Here is a 26,311-nt window from a genome sequence, read left to right as displayed (position 1 = left end):
TCGAAACCTTCACGTATGCGCCTGCGATGGCGAGCATCGCTCAGTCATCAAATCCTTGGTACCTGATCTTCCGGAGGCCGGCCCGGGCTGGTGACCGATTCAGCCCGCAGCCGGAAGGCGCCCGCCGCCCAGCACGGCGGCTATAAAATGAACCCCTGTCGTACGAAGTGAGACGGGAAGCGACTCAGGTCCGCATCGCTCAGGCTGGAATCTATGGCCCGCGGATGCTCCTGGCTCTTGGACCAAGAGTTGCTCGCGAACAGGCTGATCCATATGTCCACCAGCTCCGCCAGGGAGCCCATGCGCCACTCCTTCGGAGCGTCTGAAACCTCTTTATAGCGGTAGCTGACCGAAGCCTCCCCGATCTTTGCGGCCGTGTCCACGGTGACGCATCCGCCAGCTCCAGTCGTGATCACGGGGAAGAGGGAGAGCGAATATGAAGGAGGCTCGGAAGATTCTGCCCAATCGTGGGCTTCTCCATGCATCTCGTACAGGTCACAACATTCGGCGAAAGTCCGAATCTCGTGCCACGGAGTCATGAGTCGCCCCGAGAGGGAGCCACCATCGTGCCATGACCACCAGTCCAGTATTTCGTCCGGCGCCGCAAGACCGTACTGATCCAGGCGTCCACGAACATGGTCTCGAGGGAGTCCCGGTCTGAGCTCCCGGGCAATCGGAAGATCGTGTCGCTCCCATTCGGCCTCCAGTCGTTTCAAGAGGTCCGGCAAGCTCTGCATTACTACCTCCCGCAGACAGCCATGGCCGGAACGCCGATACCTTCCCCGCCCGGCAGAACCAGGGGGATGACGAGGAAGGAACGGTCCGGCTCGGACGGAATTCTACGGTGTAGAAACCGCTTGGACGGCTGCGCGCGGTCGTATTTTCGACGCCATCGATCGCCTTGAGAGAGGCCCCTCCGGGGCCGCCTTCAGTTGTGCTGGAAAAGGGGTACCCATCGCACTGCTGCCCTTCGGTCTCAATGACGCAAAGTGCCTCATTGCGGTACCAGTCGTCAGCGGGGCGTTCAGTGTCAGGTATCCACGTCAGCTTGACTGGTTCCTGCAGCGATGGCTTCGGAATCATGCTGCGCGGCTCCTTGACCACCGTCCCCGGCAGAGATCAGGCTGTGCCGGTGCTGACTTCCCGGGCCACGGCGATGGTGGCGTTCAGCCGGTCGCCGGCCTCGTAGAACATGTAGCTGACTCCGCGGTCGGTCCCGAAAGACGGTGCGGCCGAACGGCCCCGGTCGGGGATCGTGGGCAGGGGGGTGTGGAACACCCCAAGGTGGGTCTCTCGGTTGAAGTTCAGGCCGACGTCGGCGATGTACATGTTCCCGCTGCTGCCGTGATAGACGACGTAGGCGGTGCCGTTGCGCTTGAGCAGGTGAGGGCCGGAGACGTTGGGTTCGCCGTCGGGCTCGGGGTTGATCAGTGGGGTGGGGGAGTGGGTCCAGGTCCTGCCGTCGCCGGACCAGCCCCAGCAGATCCGCCGCACCCCGCTGATGTTGACCATGAAGAGCATGACGTACTTGTTGTTCTTGCCGGCCACCGTGTGCTCGAAGACCCGGGCGTAGGAGGCCTCGCTCGACCCCGGTACGTCGGAGGTGTCGAGAACGATGCTGTGGTAGGTGAAGTCGATACCGTTCGCCGACGTGGCCAGGCGGGTGGTGGCGTTGTTGCCGTGGAAGTACAGCAGGAAGCGCCGGGTGGCGGCGTCCCAGTTGACATGCGGCGAGGAGACGTGCGGGACGGTGTCGTAGTGCGGCAGCCAGGTGTTGGAGACGATCGGGTTGTTCGGGTACTCGGTGAACTTCCCGTCCAGGGTGTTGCCGTAGGCCAGGCAGATCCCGCCGGGGTTCTCGTGGGGGGCGTAGTAGAGGTAGTAGCGGCCCAGTGGGTTGCTGATCTTGTCGTAAACCCCTCGGATGCAGGGGAAGATGACTTCCCGGCGGGAAGGCGGGTAGATCAGGTTCGTCTTGGTGAAGGGCGTCCCGATGTACTCGTAGCTGGGGAATCCGGCGGGAGCGGCCGCGGCGGCGGCTCCGGCCGCCGGGGTGGCCGTTGCCGCCTGGGCGGGCAGGGCCGGGCCGGCCAGGGCAGCGGTGCCGCCGAGCGCGACGGCGCCGCGCAGGAGCTGGCGGCGATCGAGACCGGTCATCGTTGACCTCCTCTGGGAGTGCCCGCACGCAGCGGGCGGGAAGTCCATATCGTCGGCGTCCGGGCCGGTCGTCGGCAAGCTGCTAATACGAATTAATCAAGCTCTTTGTTCATCGGCGGCAAATCCGGCAAAACTCTTGACGGCTCGCCCCGGGAGTGTCCAGTCTGTGAGAGCGCACTGCTAATGCGCATTAGTCACAGAAAGGGGGCAGGATGGCCTCCACACGCCGCCTGACCCAGCGGGACATCGCCCGGATGACGGGGGTCAGTCAGGCCACCGTCTCGCTGGTGCTCAACGGCCGGGCCGACGGCGAGGTGCGGATCGCGCCGGAGACCCGTGACCGGGTGCTGCAGGCGATCCGCGACAGCGGCTACGTGGCGGACCCGATCGCCCGGCGGCTGGCGGCCCAGCACAACCGCATCATCGGGGTGTTCGGCTACGAGCCGGTGTTCGGTGTCGGCAGCGCGCACTTCTACCATCCGTTCCTGGTCGGCATCGAGGAGCAGGCCGAGGCCCAGGGCAGCGATCTGCTGCTGCTGACCAGCGCCCCGGTCGTGGACGGGCGACGGCGGATCTTCCACGAGGGCAACCGGATCCGTCTGGCCGACGGGTGCATCCTGCTCGGCCGCTCACTGGACCCCGAGGATCTGCAACGGCTCCTGCACGACGGCCTGCCGTTCGTCTCGGTCGGCCGGCGCGACGACGCAGGGGGGCCGGTTCCCTACGTCGGAGCCGACTATCCCTCCGCGGTCGCCGAACTGGTGCAGCAGGCGGCTGCGCTCGGGCACGAGCGGATGGCCTACGTCGGCGAGGGCGCCGGGCCGGAGTCCTGGGCCGACCGGATGAGCGGCTTCCAGGCCGGCGCGGCCGCGACCGGAGTCGAGGTCCGGCACGAGCGCGGACCGGACCTTGCCGCCGTGCTGGAGTCGATCCTTCAGGCAGGCGTGACGGCGGTGCTGGTGGAGGAGTACAGCGACGCGGTGGCGCTGGCCCGGCTGGCCGCCGGGCGCGGGCTGGCAGTGCCACTCGATCTGTCGGTGCTCACTCTGGGCCAGCCCACCCGCCCGGTGCAGGGAGAGCCCCTGCAGTTCACGGGTTTCGAGATCCCCCGTCATCAGATGGGCCGGGAGGCGGTACAGGTGCTGACCGGCCTGATCGACGGCTCGGGCCGGCGCCCCCAACGGCTCCTGCCCTGTCCCCTCGTGGAGGGAGCCACGCTGGCTCCGCCACGTCGCAGAAGAACGAGCAGAAAGCAGGGCAACGGTGCCTGAACTGCATGCGCACGTGCTGGTCGTGGGTGGTGGCCTGGGCGGTGTCGCCGCCGCCCTGGGGGTGCTGCGCTCGGGCCGGGCGGTGGTACTGACCGAGGAGTTCGACTGGCTGGGTGGTCAGCTGACCAGCCAGGCCGTGCCGCCGGACGAGCACACCTGGGTCGAGCGGTTCGGCGTCACCGCGTCCTACCGCGAACTGCGCGAGCGGATCCGCGACTACTACCGCCGCAACTACCCCCTCACCGATGCTGCCCGCAGGCAGGTAGAACTCAACCCGGGGGCCGGGTACGTCAGCCGGCTGTGCCATGAGCCGCGGGTGGCGGTGTCGGTCATCGAGGAGATGCTGGCCCCGCACCTGGGCTCGGGCCGGCTGACCCTGTTGCAGCCCTACCTGCCCACCGCCGCCCAGACCGACGGTGACCGGGTGCTCGCCGTCACCGTGACGCACCGGGACACCGGCGAGGCCATCGACATCAGCGCCGACTACGTCCTGGACGCCACCGAGACCGGCGACCTGCTGCCGCTGACCGGCACCGAGTACGTCACCGGGTTCGAGTCCCGCCTGGAGACGGGGGAGCCCAGCGGCCCCGAGGACGCGCAGCCGGGCAACATGCAGGCCGTCTCGGTGTGTTTCGCGGTCGACGAGGTGCCGGGGAACGTGGTGATCGACAAGCCCGAGGGCTACGACTTCTGGCGCTCGTACGCTCCGCAGTTCTGGGGCGGGCCGCTGCTGTCCCTGGACGCCCCGAACCCGCGCACCCTGAGGCGCAGCTCACGGGACTTCACCCCGAATCCGGACGACGACCCGCTGCAGGTGGTGGCCGATCAGCGGCTCAGCGGCGGCGACCAGAATCTGTGGACCTTCCGTCGGATCGCGGCCCGCCGGATGTTCACCCCCGGCGCCTACGCCAGCGACATCTGCCTGGTGAACTGGCCGATGATCGACTACTGGCTGAGCCCGGTGATCGACGTGGCCGATCCGCAGCAGCACATCGCCCGGGCCCGTCAGCTGTCCCGTTCGATGTTCTACTGGCTGCAGACCGAGGCGCCGCGCGCCGACGGCGGCACCGGGCATGCAGGTCTGCGGTTGCGCGCCGATGTCACCGGCAGCAGCGACGGCCTGGCGATGGCACCCTACATCCGCGAGTCCCGCCGGATCCGGGCCGAGTACACCGTGGTGGAGCAGGATCTGGCGCTCAGCGTCCGCGGGGACAAGGGGGCCGTGGAGTACCAGGACACGGTGGGCGTGGGGATGTACCGGATCGACCTTCACCCTTCCACCGGCGGCGACACCTACATCGACGTCGGCTGCTGCCCCTTCCAGATCCCTCTGGGGGCGCTGATCCCGGTCCGGATGCAGAACCTGCTGCCGGCCGGCAAGAACATCGGCACCACCCACATCACCAACGGCGCTTACCGGCTGCACCCGGTGGAGTGGAACATCGGCGAGGTCGCGGGGCACCTGGCCGCCTTCTGCCTGGACCACGACACCTCGCCCCGGGCCGTGCGCAACACCCCCGCCCAGCTGACCGCCTTCCAGGCCCGCCTGGACGCGGCCGGGGTGGAGCGGCACTGGCCCGACGTCTCGGGCTACTGACCCAGTTGACGCAGTCATGACAAAGGAGTGCATGATGAGAACGCGTATCGTCCTGGCCGGGATCCTAGCCGGTGCAACGGTTCTGAGCGCCTGTGGAAGTGACGAGCCGGCCGCCTCCGACGGCCCGGCGAACCTGCGGATGACGATCTGGACCGCGAACGAGGAGCACCTGGCCCTGTTCGAGGAGATCGCCGCCGGCTACCGCCAGAGCCACCCGGACGTCTCGGTGAAGTTCGACCCCATCCCGTTCGAGAACTACACCACCACCCTGACCACCCAGATCGCCGGGGGCAACGGGCCCGACCTGGCCTGGGTGCTGGAGGAGTCGGCTCCCGACTTCGTCCAGTCCGGGGCGATGCTCCCGCTGACCGAGACCCTCGAGAAGACCGAGGGTTACGAGCTGGACGACCTGAACGAGTCGGCCACCGCGCTGTGGAGGAACGCGCAGGAGCTGTACGCCTACCCGTTCTCCACCTCCCCGTTCGGCGTCTTCGTCAACACCGACCTGCTGAAGGAGGCGGGACAGCCGGTGCCTGGCGAGGACTGGACCTGGGAGCAGGCTTTCGCGGCCGGGGCGGCCGTGCAGAAGGAGACCGGCAAGGCCGGGATCGTGGTGCGGGACTTCGACTTCAAGAACTGGGGTTACCTGGCCACGGTCTGGACCGGCTGGGGCGCCCGGGCCTGGAGCGAGGACGGAAAGACCTGCGAGTTCAACCAGGCCCCGATGGTGGAGGCGATGAGCGCCCTGCACGAGGCCGTCTTCGAGGACCAAGCGGTGCCCGGTCCGGGCACCACCGCGGACTTCTTCGCCGGTGACGCGGCCATGACGATCACCCAGATCTCCCGGGCCTCGCTGCTGGAGGAGGGAACGTTCGAGTGGGACCTGGTGCCGCTGCCGGCCGGGCCCGCCGGCGAGTACTCGGTGGTCGGCCAGGCCGGGCTGGGCGTGCTGAAGCAGGGCGAGAACACCCAGGCGGCGGCCGAGTTCCTGGCCTACTTCACCAATCCCGAGAACTCGGCCAAGCTGGCGAAGTTCTTCCCGCCGGCCCGGGGCAGCCAGCTCTCGGCCGAGACGATGGCCGAGAGCAACCCGCTGCTGTCGCCGCAGCAGTTGCAGTCGGTGGTGGTCGAGGGGATCGAGGACGGGGTGGTCAAGCCCAGCCACACCGACGCGGCCCAGATCGCCCAGACCGTGCGCAGCGCCCTGGACCCGCTGTGGACGCCGGACGCCGACGTCAAGAGCGTTCTGGACGGCGTCTGCTCCCAGATCAGCCCGCTGTTGGCGGGTTAGGGATGACCCTCCTGACCGAACGCCCCCAGCAATCGCCAGCACAAACGTCCACAAGCATGTTCTGGACGATCCACCGACGCGAGAACCTCGCCGGGTGGCTGTTCATCGCGCCACAGGTGGCCGGGACCGTGGTCTTCGTCCTGGTGCCGCTGGTCCTGGTGGGCTGGTACAGCCTGCACGAGTGGAACGTCCTGGCCGGAGAGTTCACCTGGACCAGCAGTGAGAACTACCGGCAGCTGGCGGACGACCCGAACTTGCCCAAGGTGCTCGTGGCCACGGCCGTGTTCTCGGCCGGGCTGCTGGTGCTGAACCTGTCGCTGGCCCTGCTGCTGGCCGTGCTGCTGAACCAGAGACTGCGCGGCACGGTGGTGTTCCGGACGCTGTTCTTCTCGCCGGTGGTGGTCTCGATGATCGCCTGGACCATCGTGTGGGGCTTCCTGCTACAGGACAACGGCGGCATCAACGGCCTGCTGGACGGGGTCGGGGTGGACGGGCCGAACTGGCTGCGCGGGGACGCGACCGCGATGGCCTCGGTCGTGGTGGTGCAGGTGATCAAGAACGTCGGGCTGAACATGGTGCTCTTCCTGGCTGCCCTGCAAGGGGTTCCGGGAGACCTGTACGAGGCGGCGCGGGTGGATGGGGCGAGCCGCTGGCGTTCGTTCCGCAGCATCACCGTGCCGATGATCAGCCCGACCATCCTGCTCACCTCGATCATCACGGTGGTCGGCTCGCTGCAGGTGTTCGCCCAGATCGCCGTGCTCACCCAGGGCGGGCCGGGCAGTTCCACCACCGTGCTCGTGTACTACCTGTACCAGCAGGCCTTCCAGTTCCACCATCTCGGCTACGGCGCCACACTGTCGCTGCTGCTCTTCGTCATCGTCCTGGCCCTGACGATCGTGCAGTGGCAGATGCGCAGGAAGTGGGTCTTCCATGAGTCCTGAACTGTCCCCCCGGGCGAAGGTGTGGGTCTACGGCCTGCTCTGCCTGCTCGCCGTGCCGTTCGTGTTCCCCACCTGGTGGATGGTCACCAGTTCGGTGAAACCGGTCAGCGAGATCCTGGCGTTCCCGCCGTCGCTGCTGCCGACCAGTTTCAGCCTGGACTCCTACCGCACCGTGTTCGAGGCCCAGCCCTTCGCCCGCCAGTACCTCAACAGCATGTACATCGCCCTGGTGTGCACGGTGGGGACGCTGGCGGTCTCCTCGGCGGCCGGGTACGCCTTCGCCCGGATCCGCTTCCGCGGCCAGAACGCCATGTTCGTCGTGGTCCTGACCGGGCTGCTGATCCCCAGCGAGGTGACCATCGTGCCGTTGTTCCAGATGTTCAACCGCTGGGGCATGATCGACACCCACTGGCCGCTGATCCTGGTGCCGGTCTTCGGTGCGCCCAGTGTGCTGGCCACGTTCATCATGCGGCAGTTCTTCATCGCGCTGCCGCACGAACTGGAGGAGGCCGGGCGGATCGACGGGCTGGGCCGGTTCGCGATCTTCTGGAGGATCGTGCTGCCGTTGTCCCGGCCGGCCCTGGGCGCGGTCGCGATCTTCACCTTCCTGCATTCCTGGAACCTGTACCTGGAGCCGATCGTGTTCCTGTCCACGCCGGAGAACTTCACGCTGCCGCAGGCTCTGACCCAGTTCACCGACGCCTACGGCGGGCCGTCCTGGGGCACCCAGCTCTCCGCCGCGACCCTGACCGCTTTGCCGGTCCTGGTGGTCTTCGTGATGGCACAGCGGCAGTTCGTCGAGGGACTGGCCCACACGGGCCTGAAGGGGTGATCGGGGCCAGGATCCGTCGCAGTGGGCCGCGATCACCTGGTTGAGCCGCCGGAGGTCAGTCTCGCGTGCCCAGGAGGGCGGACGTCTGGGCAGGCGGCCTCAGACGTCCGCGGGCCCGTGCGACACGCGGTGATCAGGAGGGAGCGCCCAGGCCGCACCATCGCCTACATTCGGCTATCCCTGGTCACTATTTGCTACACCGTGGAGCTGTTGTGGTTACGAGAGGGCGGCTGCGACCACCTGCGTCAGCCACCTCCCCGCGCTCTGGGCGACGGCTTCCCTGGATGGATGTCAGAAGGGCGTTTCGGCCTCGGTGGAGCGCTCATCTGCTCGTGCCACTGATGGTGTGGCTGATGCTGATGGTCGCTCTGTTGGGAGGGTGGTGGTGGGTCCAGCGCGTGTCCGAACAGGGGCTGCAGTCTCGCTTCGAGATGCGGGTCACCATCGGTGCCGACTTCGTGTCCAACTACGTGGCTGACCAACTGGCCCGCACCAACCTCCAGGCGGAACAGTTCCTCACCGGGGACGACATCAGCGAGCACCAACTGCGGAAGGTCTCCACGCCGCTCGCGTACACGGCCGTGGTCGTGCTCGATGAGCAGGGACGCCTGATCCAGATCGTCCCAGCCCGGTCGGCGCTGATCGGTACGGACCTCACCTCCCGCTACGACCACCTGCGCACTGCCGTGCGTGAGGGGGAGCCGGTGGTCTCGCGGGTGGTGGCCTCGGCGGCCCAAGGAGTGCCGGTGGTGGCCTTCGCCACCCCCTACGACACACCCAGCGGCCGGCGGGTGTTCTCCGGAGCGCTCCAGGTACAGAACAGCCCCTTGGGTTCCTACCTCACGCACGCCGCCGCACTACCTTCCAGCCGGGCCTACCTGATCGACCCTGACGGCAAGGTCGTGGCCAGCGACGGGCCGATGGCCGCCAGCAATCGCCCCCTGGCCGAAGCCCTCACCCGGGCCACCTCCGGTACCTACCGCGAAGGCCGGCGGGACTGGGCCTACGCCGCCCACCCGGTCGACGGCACCCCGTGGCGGCTCGTGGCTGCCGTCCCGGCATCGGTGCTGTACGAGCCGGCCCGGGGTTCGAGCGTGTGGCGGGCGATCGTGGTGGCGGTGATCGCCCTGACCGGGCTGTTGACGGTCTTCGGCGCCGCGCGAAGTCGCCGCGACCAGCAGCTGCTGCGCGAGAGCGAACAACGCTTCCGTGACGTCTTCGACAGGTCGCTGATCGGCATGGCCATCACCACCCCGACCACGAAGATCGTCCGGGTCAACCCGGCCTTATGCGCGATGCTCGGCTACAGCGAAACCGAACTACTGGCACGCACCCTCGCCGACATCGTCCACCCGCAGGACCCGGGGTTCGACACCGAGGCGATCCAGGCGGACTCCCTCGCCGCGGGCGCCCACGGATTCAGCGCCGAGAGACGGTTCGTGCACGCCGACGGCCGCACCGTGCACGCGTTACTGACGATGTCGCTGCAGGGCGACTCCGCAGGCGGAGCCCCGCAGTTCGCCACTCAGATCATCGACGTCAGCGAGCGCAAGGCCCACGAAGCGGCTCAGGAACGTATCAACACGCAGCTGCGCGAATCACAGCAGCGGATCGAGGATCTCGTGGCGATGCTCTCGCACGACGTCCGTCAGCCCCTGGGGGTGATCACCGGTTACATCGAAACCATCATCGATGGCTGGGGCACCATGACCGACATCCAGCGCCGGGACTTCCTTTCACGGATATCGGCAGCCGCCCGGCGGATGACGACCCTGGTCGAGGACGTCCTCGCTCTGGCCCAGCTCGACGCCGGCACCGTCGAACCGCGCCGGGCCAGTATCGATGTCGTGCATGCCCTCACCGAGGCCATGACCCAGCTACCCGAGGAACACTCCGCGATCATCAACGTCGTGCGCCCGCCCGAGCCCGCCCACGCCGTGGTCGATCCCGGTCACCTCCAGCAGATCCTGCTCAACCTGCTGGGCAATGCCGTCAAGTACGGAAGTGAGCCCATCGAGGTCGCCGTCGCCGTCAGCGCCGAGAACGTCGACGTCACCGTCGCCGACCACGGCGAAGGAGTACCCGAAGACTTCGTTCCCCACCTCTTCGAACGCTTCGCGCGGGCCACCACCGGCGCCGCCATCGCCAAGAAGGGCACCGGTCTGGGGCTCTACATCGTCGAACAACTGGCCCAGGCCAACAATGCTCACATCAGCTACCAGCCGAACCATCCCACCGGGTCCCGCTTCACCCTGCGCCTGGTCACCGCACCACCACCCGCCGCCCCCTCCCGAGCCGCACCAGGACCTCAACCGTCTGACAGTGACGTCACCAGGAAGAGAAGCGAGCCGGGAGGAAAGTGAGGGCGATGCGCTCTCCGACGCCGCGCCCAACCGGGCTGCTGTCTAACGGCAAGCGAGGTGATCCGACCGCAGCGGCACTGGTCCCGCCACTCGAGGGGGCTGCAGTGCCTGGCCGCCCTCCGGGTGGCCAGGCTCTGTCTCAATGAGGTGGGTGCGGCGACGCAGCGCCCGCCTCCGGAATGCTCGTCGGCCTCAGCAGACGCCGATGACGATCACTCCTACGCTGAGCACCAGATCTCAGAGGTACGGACGCGTGATCAGTTCCAGAAAGTGGCCCGTCGGGTCGAGGAGGTAGACGCCTTGGCCCCCGTGCTCGCTGTTGATCTCACCGGGCCGCGTCCGTTGCGGATCAGCCCAGTGGTCACGTCCCTGACCTGTGATCTGTTCGTAGGCGCGGTCGAAATGCGCGTCATCGAGCAGGTAGGCGTAGTGCTGCGGAGGGAAGTCGATGGGCGGAGCCGCGAACTGCAGCAGGACGCCGTCGGCGATCTGGATGTTGACGAACGGTCCCCATGAGGGGACGTCGTCGGCTTCGAGCAGGGCGCGGTAGAACGCGGCCATCTCGGCCGGGTCTGTCGAGGCAATGATCGTGTGGTTGAAACGCGCTGTCACCGTTCTCCTTGTCTGTGTGGGGTGGGGACTTCGGTCACACAGACATCAGGCGGAGCACGGATCAGCCCACGACCAGATTGCCGTCCCGAGAACGGCTCGTACGAGCCTGACTGGTCATCATCATGGGCAGCCTAACCGAGCGGCGAGATCCCCGTCCACGCCACGGCGACAGCCACGCACCACGCAGGCCGCCTGTTCTGGCGCCTCCTGCACACGACACCGCGATCGTGGGCCGGCTCGAGTCGGCGCTCAGCCAGGACGTCATCTGCACCGCGGTTCGCGCCACCGCCGCCACACCCCAGAAACTGCGGCAGCTGGCCTGGGTACTGTCCGAGAACCCCATGACCCGCGCCTTCCGAATCGCAGCCACCGACCTAGTCGGCGACGAGGTCTACCGCACCTTCACTGGCGCCCTCGCCGACCTGCTCGCTGCCGGACACAAAGAAGGAACGATCCGCGCCGACCTCAGCGCTGACGACTCTCCGTGCTCTGTGCGGTCTCTGGGACTGACCTACAAGACTGATCACAAACCCGAGCGCAATGCGACCGGATCAGCGGACTGGTCCTCGACGGACTCCGCACACGCCCCAGCCCGCCCACACAAGCCACACCTTCAGACTGACAGTGCGCCAGGACCAGAACCACCACGTGCGAGGGAGGCTGGCGCCAACGCAAGAAGGCAGCTTTCGAACAGCTGTGTCTACCAGTTGACTCGCAAGCACCCTCGACCTGTGCCGATTGGGACGAAGTGGCACTCGAGGCGGTAGCAGCTTCGCGGATCGTGGTGCGCGGGCGCGAGGACGACCCGACGGTGCACGCCCTCCTGGGCCGACTGTCGGCCGGCAGCACCGACGTCGCCGAGCTGTGGTCCCGGCAAGGTGTTCTCGGTCGTTCCTCCGGTAACAAGCATTTCCCGCCGAAGGTTCGGCACGAGTACCGTCGCCTGGGACGCCTTCGTCACGGCTCACCCCACCGCGCAGACTCTCGTCCTCTACACCGCAGAGCCGGCTTCGGACGCCGAGACCGTCCGGGAGCAGGTTCGGTGCTCGCTGGAGGTGACGGTGGGGTGAATCAAAAGCGTTCAACGCGCTGAGCCACGGGGCGGGGTCTGTCGGCTGGACGCCCGCGCGCTTGGCGACGATGCTGAGGCCGCATCGTCGACGGAGAGCAGGAAGTCATGGAGAAGCGCACGCTGGAACGACTCGGACGGCAGGTGTCCGTGGTTGGGCTGGGAACCTGGCAGCTCGGCGCCGACTGGGGCGACGTCCGCGAGGAAGACGCCCTGGCCGTGCTCGATGCGGCGGTGGAGGGCGGGGTCACCTTCCTGGACACGGCGGACGTGTACGGCGACGGGCGCAGCGAGCAGCTCATCGGCCGCTTCCTGAAGACCAGGGGCGGGCAGGACATCACCGTGGCCACGAAGATGGGCCGCCGGGTGCCGCAGGAGCCGGAGAACTACACGCTGGAGAACTTCCGCGCCTGGACCGACCGCTCCCGCACCAACCTGGGCGTGGACACCCTGGACCTGGTGCAGCTGCACTGCCCGCCCACGGCGGTGTTCGAATCCGACGAGGTCTTCGACGCCCTTGACACCCTGGTCGAGGAGAAGCGGATCGCCGCCTACGGCGTAAGCGTGGAGACGTGCGAGCAGGCGCTGACCGCGATCGCACGTCCCGGCACTGCCAGCGTGCAGATCATCTTCAACGCCTTCCGGCTGAAGCCGCTGGAAAAAGTCCTCCCGGCGGCCGCCGAGGCCGGGGTGGGAATCATTGCCCGGGTACCGCTGGCCAGTGGCCTGCTCTCGGGCAAGTACACCAAGGACACGGTCTTCTCCGCCGATGACCACCGCACCTACAACCGGCACGGGGAGGCGTTCGACCAGGGCGAGACCTTCTCCGGCGTCGACTACGAGACGGGGCTGAGCGCAGCCGCGGAGTTCGCCGCGCTGGCACCGGCCGGGGCGAGCCCGGCCCAGACCGCCCTGCGCTGGATCATTCAGCAGCCGGGTGTCTCCACCGTCATCCCGGGTGCCCGCTCCATCGAGCAGGCCCGGGCCAACGCGGCGGCGGCCGACCTCGCTCCTCTGCCGGAGGAGACCCTGACCGCTGTGCAGGATCTGTACGACCGCAGCATCCGTGCACAGGTCCACCACCGCTGGTAGCAAAGTGACTGGACGATCCGCTACCGGATCATGGTTGCCGAGGTCCGACTGATGTGCCCGGGCCGCAGATCTGTCAGGGTCCCGGCCCGGGGCCTTCAGCATGCTGCGCCAGATCCTCGTACTGGGCATGACGCCTGCGTTCACCGCGCGATCACGGCGGTCACGAGCGTTCACTGAGCGGTGACCGCGAAGAGGGTGATGCCGGTGTCATCTGGTTGTGTCGGGACCGGCGTGCTGGGGGCGGGCTGACACAGTCACGGACGACGTGGAGCCCTTCATCGCGGCGAGAAGATCGGTAATCATCCCTCGAATTAGGCGCATCCTGCTTCCTTCCGGATCCGACCACGGCGGTTCGGAATCTTTGGCAGAAGATCCACTCCGATGCATCACTCTGAGTACGCGAGGCGTCACTCGGAGGTATCTTCTGTGCAACGGGAGGGTTGCCGGTCCGATGTGCGCGGTGACCCGTTGAGTCGGGGGCATCGTGGGCAGCAGTGGATCAGCAGGGGCCGGGAGCCAGCCGGGCCAGATGCCGGTGTTCAAGGGCGCGCGACAGCTCCTGGAGTGCCTGGAGCTCCTGACGCAGCGCCCACGTCGGCGAGAGGCACCCGCACCCCGCGGAAAGGTGCTATCAGCTCAGGGAATCCCGCTGGTGTGCCTCAAATGGGCGGAGGACACCGACGAGCTGGTCGCCGGGCTGGCCCGGTACCTCAAGGAGGCGGAACCGCGGCGGGTGCCGCACGTGGTGCACCGGCCGCCAGCGCCAGCGGGTTCGCCGTCCGATGATGTCGACGTCGTGGCGGACATGCTCCTGCGGATTGCCCGCGACCTCGCCAGCGGAGCCAATGCCGTAGGCGGCCGGGTCAGGTTCAGTCGGTTCGGGCTGGTGCACTGGCTCATCCGGCAGGACCTGGGTGCTGACCGGATCGACCCGCACGCCGTGCTGTTCCGCCGCCTGCGCGAGCGCGAACTGGGCCGGTCGAAGTACGCGACGCTGTTCTCCGACGAACTGCCCGAACTGTTCGAAGCGCCGGTGGTGCGATGGGCCCGCCTGGCCAGGGTCGTGCCCCCGTTGTGGTTCCGGGTGCGTCTACAGGGAAGGGTTCCGGGGGTCGGGCGGGAGTACCGGTGGCTGGTGCGCCAACCGTATCTCGACCCGCACAGCCCTGGAACAGTCCTGGGTTTCGCTGAGCGGCTCACGCTCGAGCAGCGACGGGACGAGGATCCGGCCGACGTCCTGCTCCTGCTCGTGGAGGCGTTTCTCTCGGACGTCGCCGAGGCGTACCGTCGCCGGTTCTGGCGAGCTGGCGGAGCCCGCCGCACGAGCTACCCGGTCGTCCTGCTCGACGGCGGTGACGACCCGGCCGTTGGTTTTGAACTGCTGCGCCTGGTCAGCGAGGTGCGCAACCATCCCCAGCACGGATTCGACCCGGTCGTCTTCGTCGCCGCCGCTAAGACATTTCCACCGGAACTCACCAACGGCGGCGGCCAGCACCCGACGGTCGTGCGTTGGGCGGCCCCCGAAGCCATGGACGGTTATGAGTCCTGGTGCCGTCGCCTGGCCCAGCGCTCGCGCGGACAGGAAGACTGGTACTTGCCGATCAGCGTTCCGGCCATCGAGGTGCCGCCGGCCGCCGGGGCGGATGACGAGCAGTACGTGGCTCTGTGGCACGCCGCGAACAACGCGCGACGGTTCGAGGTGGCAGTGGCGCCGCTGTGGGCGCGGCCGGCCGTGGCGCCGGTTGCGGCGGCGGTGCTCACCGCCACCTGTCTGATCGGTGCGACTGCCACCGATGTGCCCGGGATACCGTCGGACATCACCCTGCCGGTGTGGGGGCAGGAACCAGGTCGTCCGGTGACCTCTGTCGGTCCGTCCAGGGTTCCGGCCGAAACGTCCTCGCCCACTCTGGCGAACGTCCACCCGTCGCCGGACCCCGTTGCTGCCGGTCTGCCGGACTGCGTCACGGATCCCGGCATGAATCGCTTCGTCAGCCTGCACGTGTCCGAGGGGGGAGTGGCGTCGTGCATCGGTGTATCCGGCCAACTGGGGGATTTTACCGAAAGCGGCTCGGGCATCGGCAAGATCGACAAAGAGTTCGCCACGTTGAATGGGGATGCTGACCAGCGGAAGGCAGACGCCCCCACCCGTGCCGTGATCACGCTCGTGTACGTCAGTTCGTTCCGAGGCAACAAGATGGGCGACCCGGTTTCCCAGAAGCTTGAGGCTGTAGCTTTTCTCGCTGCGGCAGACGAACAGAACCGGCAACGCCAAGGCGATGGTCAACCCATCGTCAGGGTTCTGTTCGCCAACGGCGGCGAGGATCTGAGCCAGCGCGATCTCCTGGTCGAGCAGCTTAAGAAGGCCAAAGCCGCTGACCGGCTGACCGCAGTGGTCGGGCTCGACGCCAGTACCCAGGCCACTGAGGACCTGATTCTGGACTTGAACGCCGAACACATACCGGTGGTCTCCGCGACGCTCACCGCGGATGGCCTGGCCAAGGGGGCGGCAAACTACTTCTACGTGGCGGCACAGAACTCCGAACAGGCGAAACTGATCGGTCGCTACGCCGAGGAGTGGGCCCGGAGGCGCCAGCTGTCGTCCGGATCGGACGCCCCGCCCCGAAACGTTGCCATCGTGTGCCCCGCCGACAACAGCAACCTCTGGAGCCAGACTCTGCTCACTGCCCTGAGGGAAGAGTTCCGCGTTCGCGGCTGGTCCACCACGGTTCACGCCTACGTGCCCGACAAGGCCGACTCGGGCGAGGCCGGCACGCCGGAGGCGATGCGTCAGGCCTGCGGGCCAGATGCGGTCTTCGTCGACGAGAAGCCCGAGCCCGACGAGGTGGCCCGAGCGCTGCAGGGCACCGACGACCAACTGGTGGTCTTCGCCGGACGCTGGCAGCCGTTCACCGTCTTCCTGGACATTCCTGGCTTCGATCTGGACGTGATCGCTGCCGACGATGTGTCGAGTGCGGTCGCACGCCGCTACGAGAACCCCGAGATCGACCGTCGCACCTTCTCATACGTCTCGCTGGCCTACTGCGGGAAGACCGGCGGGGCCGATCGGATGCCCTACGACGGGCATCTTGAATTAGCAGATCTGAAAGGCATCAACGCTCACATCGACAGCCATGCGCCCTTGGCCCTGGCGGCCGCCCACTCAGTGATCGACGCAGCCGCAGCAGCGCTGGAGGACGGCCAGGTGCCGACACCCGAGCAGGTTCAGGAACAATTGCGCCAGACGTCCGGAGAGTTCGGGGCCGGTCCGGGGGCGCTGAACCCTGAGGCCGCGGTGGGGGAGATCTGCCGGATCAGCGTCCTGCAGGCCTATTCGAGCAGGAAAGTCGTGCCGGATCCGCTGATGGAGAGGCTGGAGTTGCGGCAGAAGTGACGCCTTTCCGGGGAAGAAGGCCCGGGTTGGCCAGCACAGCCGTGCGCCCGGAAGGGCTCTCCGGTGCGGCGTCGACGGCCTGGCGGGCGACATCGATGGTCTCCGTCAGGTCGGCGGGGACTTGGCTGCGGAGGAAGCGGCGACGCAGGGACACGTTGAGGTTGGAGAGGCGACGCAGCCGGTCGGAGGTCTGGGCCACGGCCAGCCGTGCCGATTCTACGGCGGTGTCCAGATTCCTTGTTTCCTCGGCGGATGAATCGAGCGGTCGGCGAGTTACCAGAGTCGACAGGTTCCCGAGTTCCAGGTGACCGTGGGGCCGCAGTCAACCCGCCCGGGTTCCGGCTAGTGAGTGCCCCCGAGGTGGGCATTGCCCGCCCGGACAACGCCGTCCCTCGATACGGTGTGTCCCGCCAGCCTCAGCCGTTCGTCGATAGCATCGGCCGGCATGGGGCGGGCGAAATGGTATCCCTGAGCGAAGTCGCACCCCATATCGACCAGGCACCGGGCCTGTTCGGCGGTCTCTACGCCCTCGGCGACCACCCGCAGTTTGTAGGCTTTCCCGAGCCGGACCAGCGCCTCGGTCACAGCGTACGCGTCGGCGTCGGCGTCGATATCGGTGACGAACGAGCGGTCGATCTTCAGGGTGGTGACCGGCAGGACCCGTAGATAGCTCAGAGCCGCGTAGCCGGTACCGAAGTCGTCCACCGCGAGGGCCACGCCCATGTCGCGCAGCGACTTCAGGCGGGCCACGGTCACCTCGTCGGAGTGCAGAACCACGCTCTCGGTCAGCTCGAGGATCAGCAGCTCCGCGGGAAAACCAGTCTCGTCCAGAATCTGCGCAATGGTCTTCTCGATCCCCGCCTGAGTGACCTGACGTGCCGAAAAGTTCACGCTGAGGCGAAGATCGCCCGCGTCCGGGTACTCCCGCCGCCAGCAGGAAGCCTGCCGGCATGCTTCGCGGAGCACCCACTCCCCGATCTGGACCACCGCGCCGGTCTCCTCGGCCAGCTCGATGAACGCCCCGGGCATGAGCAGTCCTCGAGTGGGGTGGTTCCAGCGCACCAGAGCCTCCACCGCCTCCTCGTGTCCGTCTGCCAGCGCCACGACGGGCTGGAAGTGCACCACGAGCTCGTCATTGGCCACCGCGGCCAGCAGCTCGGCCTCTCGGGCGCGGGTGTCGAGCTCGGGCGTGTAGACGCAGTGACTGCCCCGGCCGGAGCGTTTCACGGCATACATGGCGACGTCCGCGTGAGAGATCAGCAGATCGGGACGATTGGTGGTGGTCTCGTCCTGGAAGGCCAGGCCAATGCTGGCCTCGACACTCAGCAGCAGATTGCCGGAGATGACCGGCGTGCACAGGGCATCGACCAGTCGCTGGGCGATCGCCTCCGCAGCGGCACGGCTGGGCAGGCTGGGCAGCACCACCGCGAACTCGTCGCCACCGAGACGGCCCGCGGTATCGCCCGAGCGGATCACCGCCCGCAGCGCGGTCGCCACCGCCTTCAGGACGGCGTCACCGGCCTCGTGCCCGTGGGCGTCATTGATGGGCTTGAAGTGGTCCAGGTCGATGAGGAAGAAGGCGTTGCACCGGCCTGCGCGCGGCGGCTGCCGGGTCATCTCGGCGACCCGGTCGTTGATCCGGGCACGGTTGGCCAGGCCGGTCAGCGGATCGGTGACGGCCAGCCGGTGACTTTCCCGCTGGGCGATCACCTGCCGGGTGATGACCAGGCTGGTCAGCACCAGCGCACCGATGATCATCCCCCCAAGGGTGTAGACCGACTGGTCCCGGCCGACATAGACCAGCATTCCGTAGGCTAGGGCGATGGCCCCGTAGGGCAACCAGTTGAAGACCGGCCGGCGCTGGCCGTGGCCACGCGGACTGTCGTCCTGGTAGATCCGGCGGTGTACGGCGAGCAGCATCAGGTAGTCCGCTATCGCCCAGAGCAGGAAGGGGTAGCCATTGGGCGAGAAGACCACCTGGAAGTGCACCATGGCGACGATGTAGAGGGTGTCGGTGGCCACCTTGAGCAGAACGGATCCCCCGAGGAGACTCAGCCCGGGCCCGTAGTCCCAGCGCCGCAGCACGAGTATGACCAGCGCGAACAGCAGGAGCAGGTCGAGGACGGGCACCGCGGTCGCCATGGCGATGACCTCGAGGTCGGCGCCCGGGATCTGCAGCAGGGGCGCGATCTCCAGGTACCACAGGACCATGCAGGCACCGGCCACCACAATCAGTGCATCGACCAGCAGTTTGAGGCGTTCGGCCGGGCTTCGGCGCGCTGTGGGCACCAGCAGTACCCCGATGGTGATCGCCGCCAGTGAGAGCGTGTACAGATAGTCGGACGCCGAGGGAAAGGGCGGCAAGTAGGAGTTTGCGGCCTGCCACAACGAGGTCGCACGGGCGGCCAGGCTGCAGGCGAAGGCCACACTGAGCGCGATCCAGCTCCGTCGTTCCGCCCGGGCCAGCGCGCCGCCCAGGAGCAGTCGAACCCCCAGGACCGCCGTCAGCACGGAGACCGGCAACCGTGCCACTTCGTTGACCAGACGAGCTTGAGCGTCGCTGTCCCATTCGAACAGGCTTTGAACTGGGAAGGCGACGAGCGCGACCCCGCACAGCCCCACTGATGCCGTGAGCCATCGCGGGGAACGCGCGGACGCAGACTCCATACACCCCTATCGACGGGTGCATAGTTCGGCTTGAGACTGGCGGATGTGCCCGAGGCAGCGGTGCCAGTCCAGCACGGGGGGCCTCCACCGCGACGGCCCAGTCGCCTTTACGGCCCGCTGCGTCCGGGTAGGGCTCGTGCTCGGCTTTACTCGCGGGGCTCAAGGCCTTGCAGGATGACGTCAATCAGGCGGGTTCGTGACTGCGCGTACGCAGTGGCCGGGAATGCGCGGTGGGCAGCGATCAGCAGACCGCGGCAGCTCTGGGGGGCGGCCAGGAGCGATACGCGAGCAGGTTCAGAAACATTTGCGCCGCGAGTGCGAGGAGTTCGGGTCCGGTTCGAGGGCGCTGAACCCTGAGGCCGCGGTGGGGGAGAGCTGCCGCTTCAGCGTCCTGCGGGGCCCTGAAGAGCAAGAAGGTCGTGCCGGATCCGCTGATGGAAGGGAGTGCCGCAGTCCGTTCTCCTCACGGAGGGCACGTAGCCGCCGGTCAAGGCGCTCAGACGGTGAGCGCCTTGAGCAGATGTTCTCTGGCCCCCAGGAGCGAGGGGCCGTACCAGGTCAGCAGCCGCCCGCTGACCAGCCGGGGCTGCACGTGCTGGAACGCCTCCGGACCGTCCGAGGGCGTGAACCGGTAGGGCTCGTCCGGCAGCAACGCCAGGTCGATGTCCGGGCGGTCGATCTCGGCCAGGTCCACATGCGGGTATCGGTCTGCTGCGAGGCCGAAGGCGTTCCGGGCGCCCAGACGGGTCAGTACGTCTCCGGTGAAGGTGCGGCTGCCGACCACCATCCATGGATCGCGCCAGATCGGCACGACGACCACCGGGCCCTCGTCGTCCCCGCACAGGACGGGACTGGACCAGGCCTGCCGGGCCTGCGCCAGCCACTTCGGCCGGGGCGCGGCCAGCGCTTCGGCGAAGAGCCGGTCCATCGAGTCGAGCGCCTGCGCGAGGGACTCGATGACGGTCACCCACACCGGCAGGCCGGCCTGGCGTAGACGCCGCACGTCCAGTTCCCGGTTCTCCTCGCGGTTGGCCACGACGAGGTCCGGGCGCAGGCGTGCGATGGCTGCCAGGTCGGGATTCTTCGTGCCCCGGACGCGAGGTACGTCGAGATCTGCTGGGTGAGAGCACCAGTCGGTCGCGCCCACCAGGACGTCCGGGGCACTGGCGGCGATGGCCTCGGTCAGGGACGGCACCAGCGATACGACGCGCCGGGGCGCTCGAGACAGGGCAACGAAGGTGCCGAGGTCGTCGATGGGCATGCCCCATCATCACGTGTGGGCTCGGTCAGTACTTGGTCAGGACCTGGTCAGGACCGGGGGTCTTCAGCGAGCGTAGGCGAATGGCCCCCGCCGGGCCGGAATGTAGCCGGACGTCACACCGCCAGGGTCACACCCAGCCGGGTCAGGACAGGGCCGATGGGATTGACAACAGAGATTCTGCCGCTGCCCCCGGTGATCAGGCCGATGGCGAAGAGCTTTCCGGCGGTGTTGCGGGCGACCACCAGGCTGCCGCTGTCACCGCCCTGGCTGAACCCGCTCGCGGCGAAGGCGTCGACCACGATCTGGTGCTGGAACTGCTGGCCGCCGACCGTCTGTACGCAGTCGGTGTCGATGACCATGCCGGCGGTGAGGCCGGTGGTGCGCCCCGACTTGTAGGCGACCTGATTGAGGGCCGCGGGGCCGGTGGTCGCGATGGGGCCCAGGCCGTTGATGTCCAGGGTGCAGTCCACGCCGGTGGCGATCCGTGCAATGGCTGCGTCGATGCCGGCCGCCGGGTCGTAGACCCTCGTGTCGGTGGTGGCGACCATGTCGTCGTTCGTCCCCCCGTCCCCGGTTCCGGGCTGGAGCACGGACTGTCCCTGGGAGGTCAGCACGTGCGCGGCGGTCAGCAGGAGCAGTAGGTCGGCCCGGCGCACGAAGTAGCCGAGCGTTCCGTCGCCGGGAGCATGGGGGGACTGGGAGACGGAGATTCCGCCGACCAGAGGGCGTGTGCGGGTGCGAGGGTCCAGACCGAGCTGGGTCGTGAGGTCGATCGATGTGAGCGAGTGGTGCTCGACCCGGCCGACCACTTCGACCAGGACCGGCAGGCCGTCGATGTGATCGGGAACCGTCCCTCGATCGTCGCGGACGTAGACGCGGATGCCCTCCCTTCCGTCGGGCAGCAGGAGTGTCTGCTGGCTGTGGCCGACGACCTGCTCGTCCGCGGCGAGCAGCTGCGTGATGCGGCCTGACACATTCATCGTGCCCCCTCGGGTCGGGAATGGGATCAGGCTGCACCCGCAGTTTGTCGACGTCAACGGATGGGGTGCGAGCTTCGCTCGTACGGCCCTGCCGCAGCTTGTCGCGCGAAAATGGTTACCTGCAAAGGGTATTCAGATGTGCGATGGGGTAACCGATGGCCCTGGGATCGCACCCGCGGCCCCGGAAGGACCCCCATGACCGACAACAACGGCGTCATCGATCAGATCTACGCCGGCCTCAACTCCGTCCTCGGCGGAACCAACCCCAACCAGTTCCTGACCATGACCGTTCCCGGAACCATGCTCAACCAATCGGATTTCGCCTACGACACCACGGCGACCAAGCCCGCCCTCGTCGCCGAGGCCGAATCACGCCTGGTGGACCAGATGTTCGATGTCGCCCAGGTGACCGGCAGCGGCAACGGCCAGCACGTCTCGTCCCAGTTCCTGCAGGCGCTCAGTGTCCTGGTGCCGAAGTTCAACCCGGTCATGCCGGCCATGAAGAACCGGCTGCGCGAATTCGTGAACTCACCTGCGCCGCAGAACTCCACCGTGGAGGGCGAACCGTTCTCGGGCACGCTGCGGGAGCTGTACTTCGCCCTGTACGAGTCGTGGCTGAGAACGAAGTCGGAGTGGGACCGGGAGGTCATCGGGCAGAAGGCCCGGCTGGGCGCGGAGGCCTTCACCGAATGGTACGAGGGAGTGGCCGAAGGCCGGCTGGCGCTGATCGACGCTGCCGAGGGGAGGCTGGTCTCGGTGTTCTCCCCCTCGGACATGAACGCGATCCTGGGCGCCCTGGCCTCGGGGCCGGGCGGCGACATCAGCGCAGCCGCCACCCAGACCCTGGACGTCCGGCTGCCCTCGCCCAGCGGCGGGTACGTCTACCCGGTCGACCTCTCGCCCAGCGACTGGTTCCTCAGCCTGGCCAGTGACCAGAACCCGACCGACCTGCTGAAGGACCCCCAGTTCATCGCCCTGACGCTGCGCGCCCGGCAACAGGCCCTGCAGGCCACCATCAGCCAGGTGCAGGCCCTGATCAGCCAGGTCCCCACCACCGGTGCCCTGGCCCAGGCGGCAGGCGCCCTGAGCACGGCCCAGACCGGGTACACGGATGCGCAGAACGCGCTGACCGGCCAGTACGCCGCCAACACCGTCACCGCCGTCCAGATGTACCTGGCCGACTCCAGCCCGGCCGCCGACGTGGCCGGTGCGGTCGCCGAACTCAACGAGGCGGTCGCGTCCGTCAGCGGTGCCAACGGCGACAACCCGGTGGCCACCCAGGCGACCAAGATCGGGGGAAGCCCCCTGTCGCAGGCGGACTTCCAGAAGCTGCTGCAAGGGCAGCGGGACCTCGCCACCGCGCAGTCAACCCTGATCGCCAGCGCCCAGAACCTGTCGACGGCCGGCATGAACCTGGCCTCCGAACAGGCTCAGGTGTTCGGTGACCTCCCGGTCATGCTGGCCCGCCTGCAGTCCCAGCTCACCGACATCACCAGCCTGCAGACCCAGCTGGCCTCGGCCGTCAGCAGCCCGAACCCTGCCCCGGTCCCGGTCACTCCCGTCGATCAGAGCACGCTCGCCACGGTGACGTCGATCATCGATGCGGCCCGGGCGGTCCCGGCCCCCGCCGACGCCCAGACCTGGCTGGTCCAACTGCATCAGCTCACCACCAGCGCCGACCTGTACCCACTCTTCCTCACCTCGATCGGTGCCTACACCAGCGCATGCGCCGATGACGTGGTCGCGGCGGCCAACGCCCTGGACACCGCGGGGGCCGATGCGCAGACCGCCGCAGCCACCGCGGGCGCACCACCGAGCGCGGCTACTCCCTCGGCCCCCACCCCCACGACGGACGGGGTCAAGAAGGCGGTGGCTGCCGCCCTCGGGCAGGGCTCGGGCACCTCGGCCCAGAAGTTCGTGCTCACCGGGCTCAGCGCCCTGGCCGCGTGGACCGGCACCTCGACCGTCGCCGACCTGCTCAGCGCGATACAGACCTGGGTCAACACCACGCTGGGGCAGGACACCACCAAGGCCCGCGACGCCGCCGCACAGGCCGTGGCGGCCACCGTGACCGAGCCCTTTCCGACGACGGCACCCACGGCCAGCGACCCGGACGCCGTCAGCGCAGCCCTGAAGAAGCTCACGTTCAGCACCACAGGCCTGGACGCCCAGCTGTCCGCCGCCCTCGGGACCTCGGACGCCAAGGCCAAGGGCCTGAGCGCGGCGCTGAGCGCGGTGACCGACCTGGCCGGGGGCTATCAGCTGGAAGGCCGCAACGGGGCGCCCACCTCAGCAGTGAGCCCCTCGGCGGCCGCGGACCGCTGGATGGACCTGCAGTACTCGTTCAGTTCCAGCTCCATGTCCTCGGACCACTCGCAGTCCAGCCTGTCCAGCCAGACCAGCTGGAGCGTCGACTTCTTCTTCGGATCTGCCGGAGGCTCCAGCTCCTCGTCGTCCTCGACGAACAGTCAGAGCTACTTCAGCACCGACTCCACCGTCCAGATCGGCATGAAGGTCACGAAGGTCGACGTCTCCCGGGCCTGGCTCGACCCGGGAGTCTTCAAGCTGAGCACCGACATGCACCGCCTCTCCCAGGTCCCGGTTTCCGCCGGGACGGTCGACCCGGCCGCACCCGGAACCGCCAACGACGCCCTGTTCCCGTGCATCCCGGTCTCGTTCGTCGTGGCCAAGGACGTCACACTGCAGTTCGAGATGAACTCCTCCCAGACCGACGCCGTGCAGCAGATTCTGGACAGCCGCAGCGCCGTCGGTGGCGGCTTTCTGTGCTTCAGCGCCTCCAGTTCCTCCGCCTCCCACAGCGACTCCTCGTCGCTGCGCACCAAGACCGAAGGAAACACCGTCACCATCAACATGCCCGGTCCCCAGATCCTGGGCTGGTTCTGCGAATTCGTGCCCATCGACGGCAGCACCCCACTCAGCTACCCGCAGACGTCTGCGGGCGACGAGCTGAACATCATCCAGTTCGTCGACGCACTCAAGAAGTTCGGTGCGGACCCGACGCCGGCGGGACTCGATGCCGACAGTGCTCACGATCTCCACAGGGCCCTGCCGGCCCCTCGGGTTCCTCAACGCCTGTGAGCTGAGCGTCGCCGGGGACGGGGTTTCCGTACCGTCGACGACACAAGGCAGCGTGGGGGCGGGCACCCAGGACGTCTGCTCGCCCCCACCCTGCGTGCACCGACCACCGGTGCGGCCCGAGGGGGCGGAATGTCGGGGCACCTCGCCTGGCCCGGTCGGCAAGAGACGGCCGCGGCAGGACCGGACGGCGACAGTGGCCCCAGATTCACCGACATGTACGGGGGAGGGGCGCAAGCCGGGCTACCTGAGCTCGCGCGATGAATGACGTCGGAGAACCCGCACGGTCCGACGGCTTGAGCTCGGGACGCGCCTTTGCGGCGACGTCAGCCAGGCGGCAGGCTCCCGGACCACAGTGCCTGCAGGACGCGCTCGCTGGCGCGGCCGTCCTCCAGAGCGCAGAATCGCTCCACGAACCGGGCGTAACGCTCCGCCTGAGCAGCGGCCACTACCGGCAGGTCAAGCAGTGCTGCGGTCAGCGCCTCCTGATCGAGCAGGACCGGGCCAGGCGCCTCCGTCTCCAGGTCGAGGGTGAAGCCGCGCAGCCGGTCGCGGTAGTGCTCAAGGTCGTAGGCGAAGACGAGGATTGGCTTGCCTGTGATCGCGAAGTCGAACATGGCTGACGAGTAGTCGGTGACCAGGACGTCGGCGGCCAGGTACAGGTCGGAGATGTTCGGGTAGGCGCTCACGTCCTGCACCTGCCTGCCGTTCGCAGGCCGGCTCTGGCGGTACATGTAGTGGTGCAGGCGCAGCAGGACGGCGGCGTTGTCGCCGAGGCCCCCGACGCGCCCCGCGGCCTCGTCGTCTCGGTAGGTGGGCGCGTACAGGACGGCCATGGTGCCGTGCGGGAGGCCGAGCTCGGCGCGCACCCGCGCGCGCCGAGCCTCGCGATCGGCCGCGAACAGCACGTCGTTGCGCGGGTAGCCGGTCTCCAGCACCCGACCCGGGTAGGCGAAAGCGGCCCGCAGCAGCCGCGTGCCTTCGGTGCTGGGGGTGACGAGCAGGTCCCAGCGGCCGATGTCGTCGTCCAGTTCGGCCATGACGTCGTCCGGAGGTTGGTAGGCCGCGTCGCGGTGGATGCGCTTCAGCGGTGTCCCGTGCCAGGTCTGCAGGTACGTCGCCCCGGGGCGCTTGCGCCATCGGTCGAGCTGGATGTGCGTGTTCGAGACCAGCACGTCCGCCGCCTCGAGCGCAGCGACGGCCTGCGGCGTCCCGATCGGCACGGTCGCCACGCCGGGCGGGAACGTCGCGGCCTGGCGGGAGGAGGCGAGCCAGAGGTGTTCGACGCCGTCCTGGCCGTGGGCGGTCCAGGCCTCATACAGTGCCCGCGGGTTGTCGGCGTAGCGGCCGTTGTCGGCGTTCCAGACGATCCTCACCGATCTCCTGCCCCCACCTCGCTCGTCCCGCGCGGAAGATTGCGCTGTCGGTCAACGCTAGCCGTTCGACGGGCCTCGGCGTAGGCAGGGCCGGGTCGGAGGGGCGCGGAGTGCCCAGGACAGTCACGACCCTTCGTGTTGCTGGCGAAAAGGCAGCACAGGAACGGACGGGACGCTCAGAGCCAGCGCTAGTGCGATGACCACGAACGTTGGCCGGGTCAGGCCGCGGTAGCGGCTTGACCTCGTGGTCGGCCCCAGCGCAGGCCTTTCTCGGCACGGATGCGTGCTCGTTCGCGGCGTTGAGCGGCCAGGATG

At 68.0% G+C, this 26,311-nt stretch carries 17 protein-coding genes and 1 pseudogene; 10 read left to right on the top strand and 8 right to left on the bottom strand.

Going from position 1 to position 26,311, the window contains the following annotated elements; genetic code table 11:
- Positions 1 to 495: 495 nt before the first annotated feature.
- Together QSK18_RS36190 and QSK18_RS34880 are read right to left on the bottom strand one after the other, a co-directional pair.
- Positions 496 to 1,083, bottom strand: a complete 588-nt coding sequence (locus QSK18_RS36190; protein ID WP_352396724.1) for a NucA/NucB deoxyribonuclease domain-containing protein — start codon at positions 1,081 to 1,083, stop codon at positions 496 to 498.
- 36 nt (positions 1,084 to 1,119) lie between these two features.
- Positions 1,120 to 2,157 (bottom strand): glycoside hydrolase family protein, encoded by a 1,038-nt coding sequence (locus QSK18_RS34880; RefSeq protein ID WP_285628583.1) that lies wholly within the window; start codon positions 2,155 to 2,157, stop codon positions 1,120 to 1,122.
- Positions 2,158 to 2,369: 212 nt separating this feature from the next.
- Between QSK18_RS34880 and QSK18_RS34875 the strand changes: the two genes are divergently transcribed.
- The 6 genes from QSK18_RS34875 (at position 2,370) to QSK18_RS34850 (ending at position 10,452) form a co-directional block, all read left to right on the top strand.
- Positions 2,370 to 3,428 (top strand): LacI family DNA-binding transcriptional regulator, encoded by a 1,059-nt coding sequence (locus QSK18_RS34875; RefSeq protein WP_285628580.1) that lies wholly within the window; start codon positions 2,370 to 2,372, stop codon positions 3,426 to 3,428.
- 1 nt (position 3,429) lies between these two features.
- Positions 3,430 to 5,025 carry an FAD-dependent oxidoreductase gene (locus tag QSK18_RS34870; protein WP_352396728.1) on the top strand — a complete coding sequence of 532 codons (1,596 nt, stop codon included), beginning with the start codon at positions 3,430 to 3,432 and terminating at the stop codon, positions 5,023 to 5,025.
- 34 nt (positions 5,026 to 5,059) lie between these two features.
- A complete protein-coding gene (locus tag QSK18_RS34865) occupies positions 5,060 to 6,316 on the top strand; it encodes an ABC transporter substrate-binding protein (protein ID WP_285628574.1) in 1,257 nt (418 codons plus the stop codon).
- Positions 6,317 to 6,318: 2 nt separating this feature from the next.
- The gene (locus tag QSK18_RS34860) at positions 6,319 to 7,257 is read left to right on the top strand and encodes a carbohydrate ABC transporter permease (protein WP_352396723.1); all 939 of its coding nucleotides are present in this window, start codon (positions 6,319 to 6,321) and stop codon (positions 7,255 to 7,257) included.
- A complete protein-coding gene (locus QSK18_RS34855; protein WP_285628568.1) occupies positions 7,247 to 8,089 on the top strand; it encodes a carbohydrate ABC transporter permease in 843 nt (280 codons plus the stop codon). The genes QSK18_RS34860 and QSK18_RS34855 overlap by 11 nt, the downstream gene beginning before the upstream one ends.
- Before the next feature lie 398 nt (positions 8,090 to 8,487).
- On the top strand, positions 8,488 to 10,452 hold the full coding sequence (locus tag QSK18_RS34850) for a sensor histidine kinase (RefSeq protein WP_285628565.1): 1,965 nt from the start codon (positions 8,488 to 8,490) through the stop codon (positions 10,450 to 10,452).
- Positions 10,453 to 10,689: 237 nt separating this feature from the next.
- Here the strand turns inward: QSK18_RS34850 and QSK18_RS34845 are convergent, their stop codons facing one another.
- Positions 10,690 to 11,064, bottom strand: coding sequence for a VOC family protein (locus QSK18_RS34845; protein WP_232815394.1), 375 nt, complete (start codon positions 11,062 to 11,064; stop codon positions 10,690 to 10,692).
- Positions 11,065 to 11,758: 694 nt separating this feature from the next.
- Here QSK18_RS34845 and QSK18_RS36185 point away from each other — a divergent pair.
- From QSK18_RS36185 to QSK18_RS34835, 3 genes are all read left to right on the top strand, one after another.
- Positions 11,759 to 12,157 carry an MmyB family transcriptional regulator gene (locus tag QSK18_RS36185; RefSeq protein WP_352396727.1) on the top strand — a complete coding sequence of 133 codons (399 nt, stop codon included), beginning with the start codon at positions 11,759 to 11,761 and terminating at the stop codon, positions 12,155 to 12,157.
- Between the two features lie 84 nt (positions 12,158 to 12,241).
- Positions 12,242 to 13,225 (top strand): aldo/keto reductase, encoded by a 984-nt coding sequence (locus QSK18_RS34840; RefSeq protein WP_232815395.1) that lies wholly within the window; start codon positions 12,242 to 12,244, stop codon positions 13,223 to 13,225.
- 529 nt (positions 13,226 to 13,754) lie between these two features.
- Positions 13,755 to 16,616: an ABC transporter substrate-binding protein gene (locus QSK18_RS34835; RefSeq protein WP_232815396.1), complete on the top strand. Its 2,862-nt coding sequence runs from the start codon at positions 13,755 to 13,757 to the stop codon at positions 16,614 to 16,616.
- Between the two features lie 342 nt (positions 16,617 to 16,958).
- On the opposite strand, the gene QSK18_RS34830 is transcribed toward QSK18_RS34835, so the two are convergent.
- The 3 genes from QSK18_RS34830 to QSK18_RS34820 all read right to left on the bottom strand — a co-directional run bounded on the left by QSK18_RS34830 (position 16,959) and on the right by QSK18_RS34820 (position 21,524).
- Positions 16,959 to 19,148 (bottom strand): putative bifunctional diguanylate cyclase/phosphodiesterase, encoded by a 2,190-nt coding sequence (locus tag QSK18_RS34830; RefSeq protein WP_352396722.1) that lies wholly within the window; start codon positions 19,146 to 19,148, stop codon positions 16,959 to 16,961.
- A 631-nt stretch (positions 19,149 to 19,779) separates the two neighbouring features.
- Positions 19,780 to 20,544 carry a helical backbone metal receptor gene (locus tag QSK18_RS34825; RefSeq protein ID WP_232813251.1) on the bottom strand — a complete coding sequence of 255 codons (765 nt, stop codon included), beginning with the start codon at positions 20,542 to 20,544 and terminating at the stop codon, positions 19,780 to 19,782.
- 113 nt (positions 20,545 to 20,657) lie between these two features.
- Positions 20,658 to 21,524, bottom strand: a complete 867-nt coding sequence (locus QSK18_RS34820) for a trypsin-like serine protease (RefSeq protein WP_285628556.1) — start codon at positions 21,522 to 21,524, stop codon at positions 20,658 to 20,660.
- Between the two features lie 195 nt (positions 21,525 to 21,719).
- Between QSK18_RS34820 and QSK18_RS34815 the strand changes: the two genes are divergently transcribed.
- A complete protein-coding gene (locus QSK18_RS34815) occupies positions 21,720 to 24,623 on the top strand; it encodes a hypothetical protein (protein WP_232813249.1) in 2,904 nt (967 codons plus the stop codon).
- 323 nt (positions 24,624 to 24,946) lie between these two features.
- Here the strand turns inward: QSK18_RS34815 and QSK18_RS34810 are convergent, their stop codons facing one another.
- Complete coding sequence (locus QSK18_RS34810; protein ID WP_285628553.1) at positions 24,947 to 25,996, bottom strand: CDP-glycerol glycerophosphotransferase family protein; 1,050 nt, start codon at positions 25,994 to 25,996, stop codon at positions 24,947 to 24,949.
- Between the two features lie 218 nt (positions 25,997 to 26,214).
- Positions 26,215 to 26,311: pseudogene (locus QSK18_RS36180) on the bottom strand (integrase); the annotation flags it as partial.

Origin of the sequence: Kineosporia sp. NBRC 101677 (genome assembly GCF_030269265.1) — a bacterium.
GTDB classification, from domain to species: domain Bacteria; phylum Actinomycetota; class Actinomycetes; order Actinomycetales; family Kineosporiaceae; genus Kineosporia; species Kineosporia rhizophila.
The sequence above is the reverse complement of the archived record's forward strand: the minus strand, read 5'-3'. Positions and strand labels throughout refer to the sequence as shown.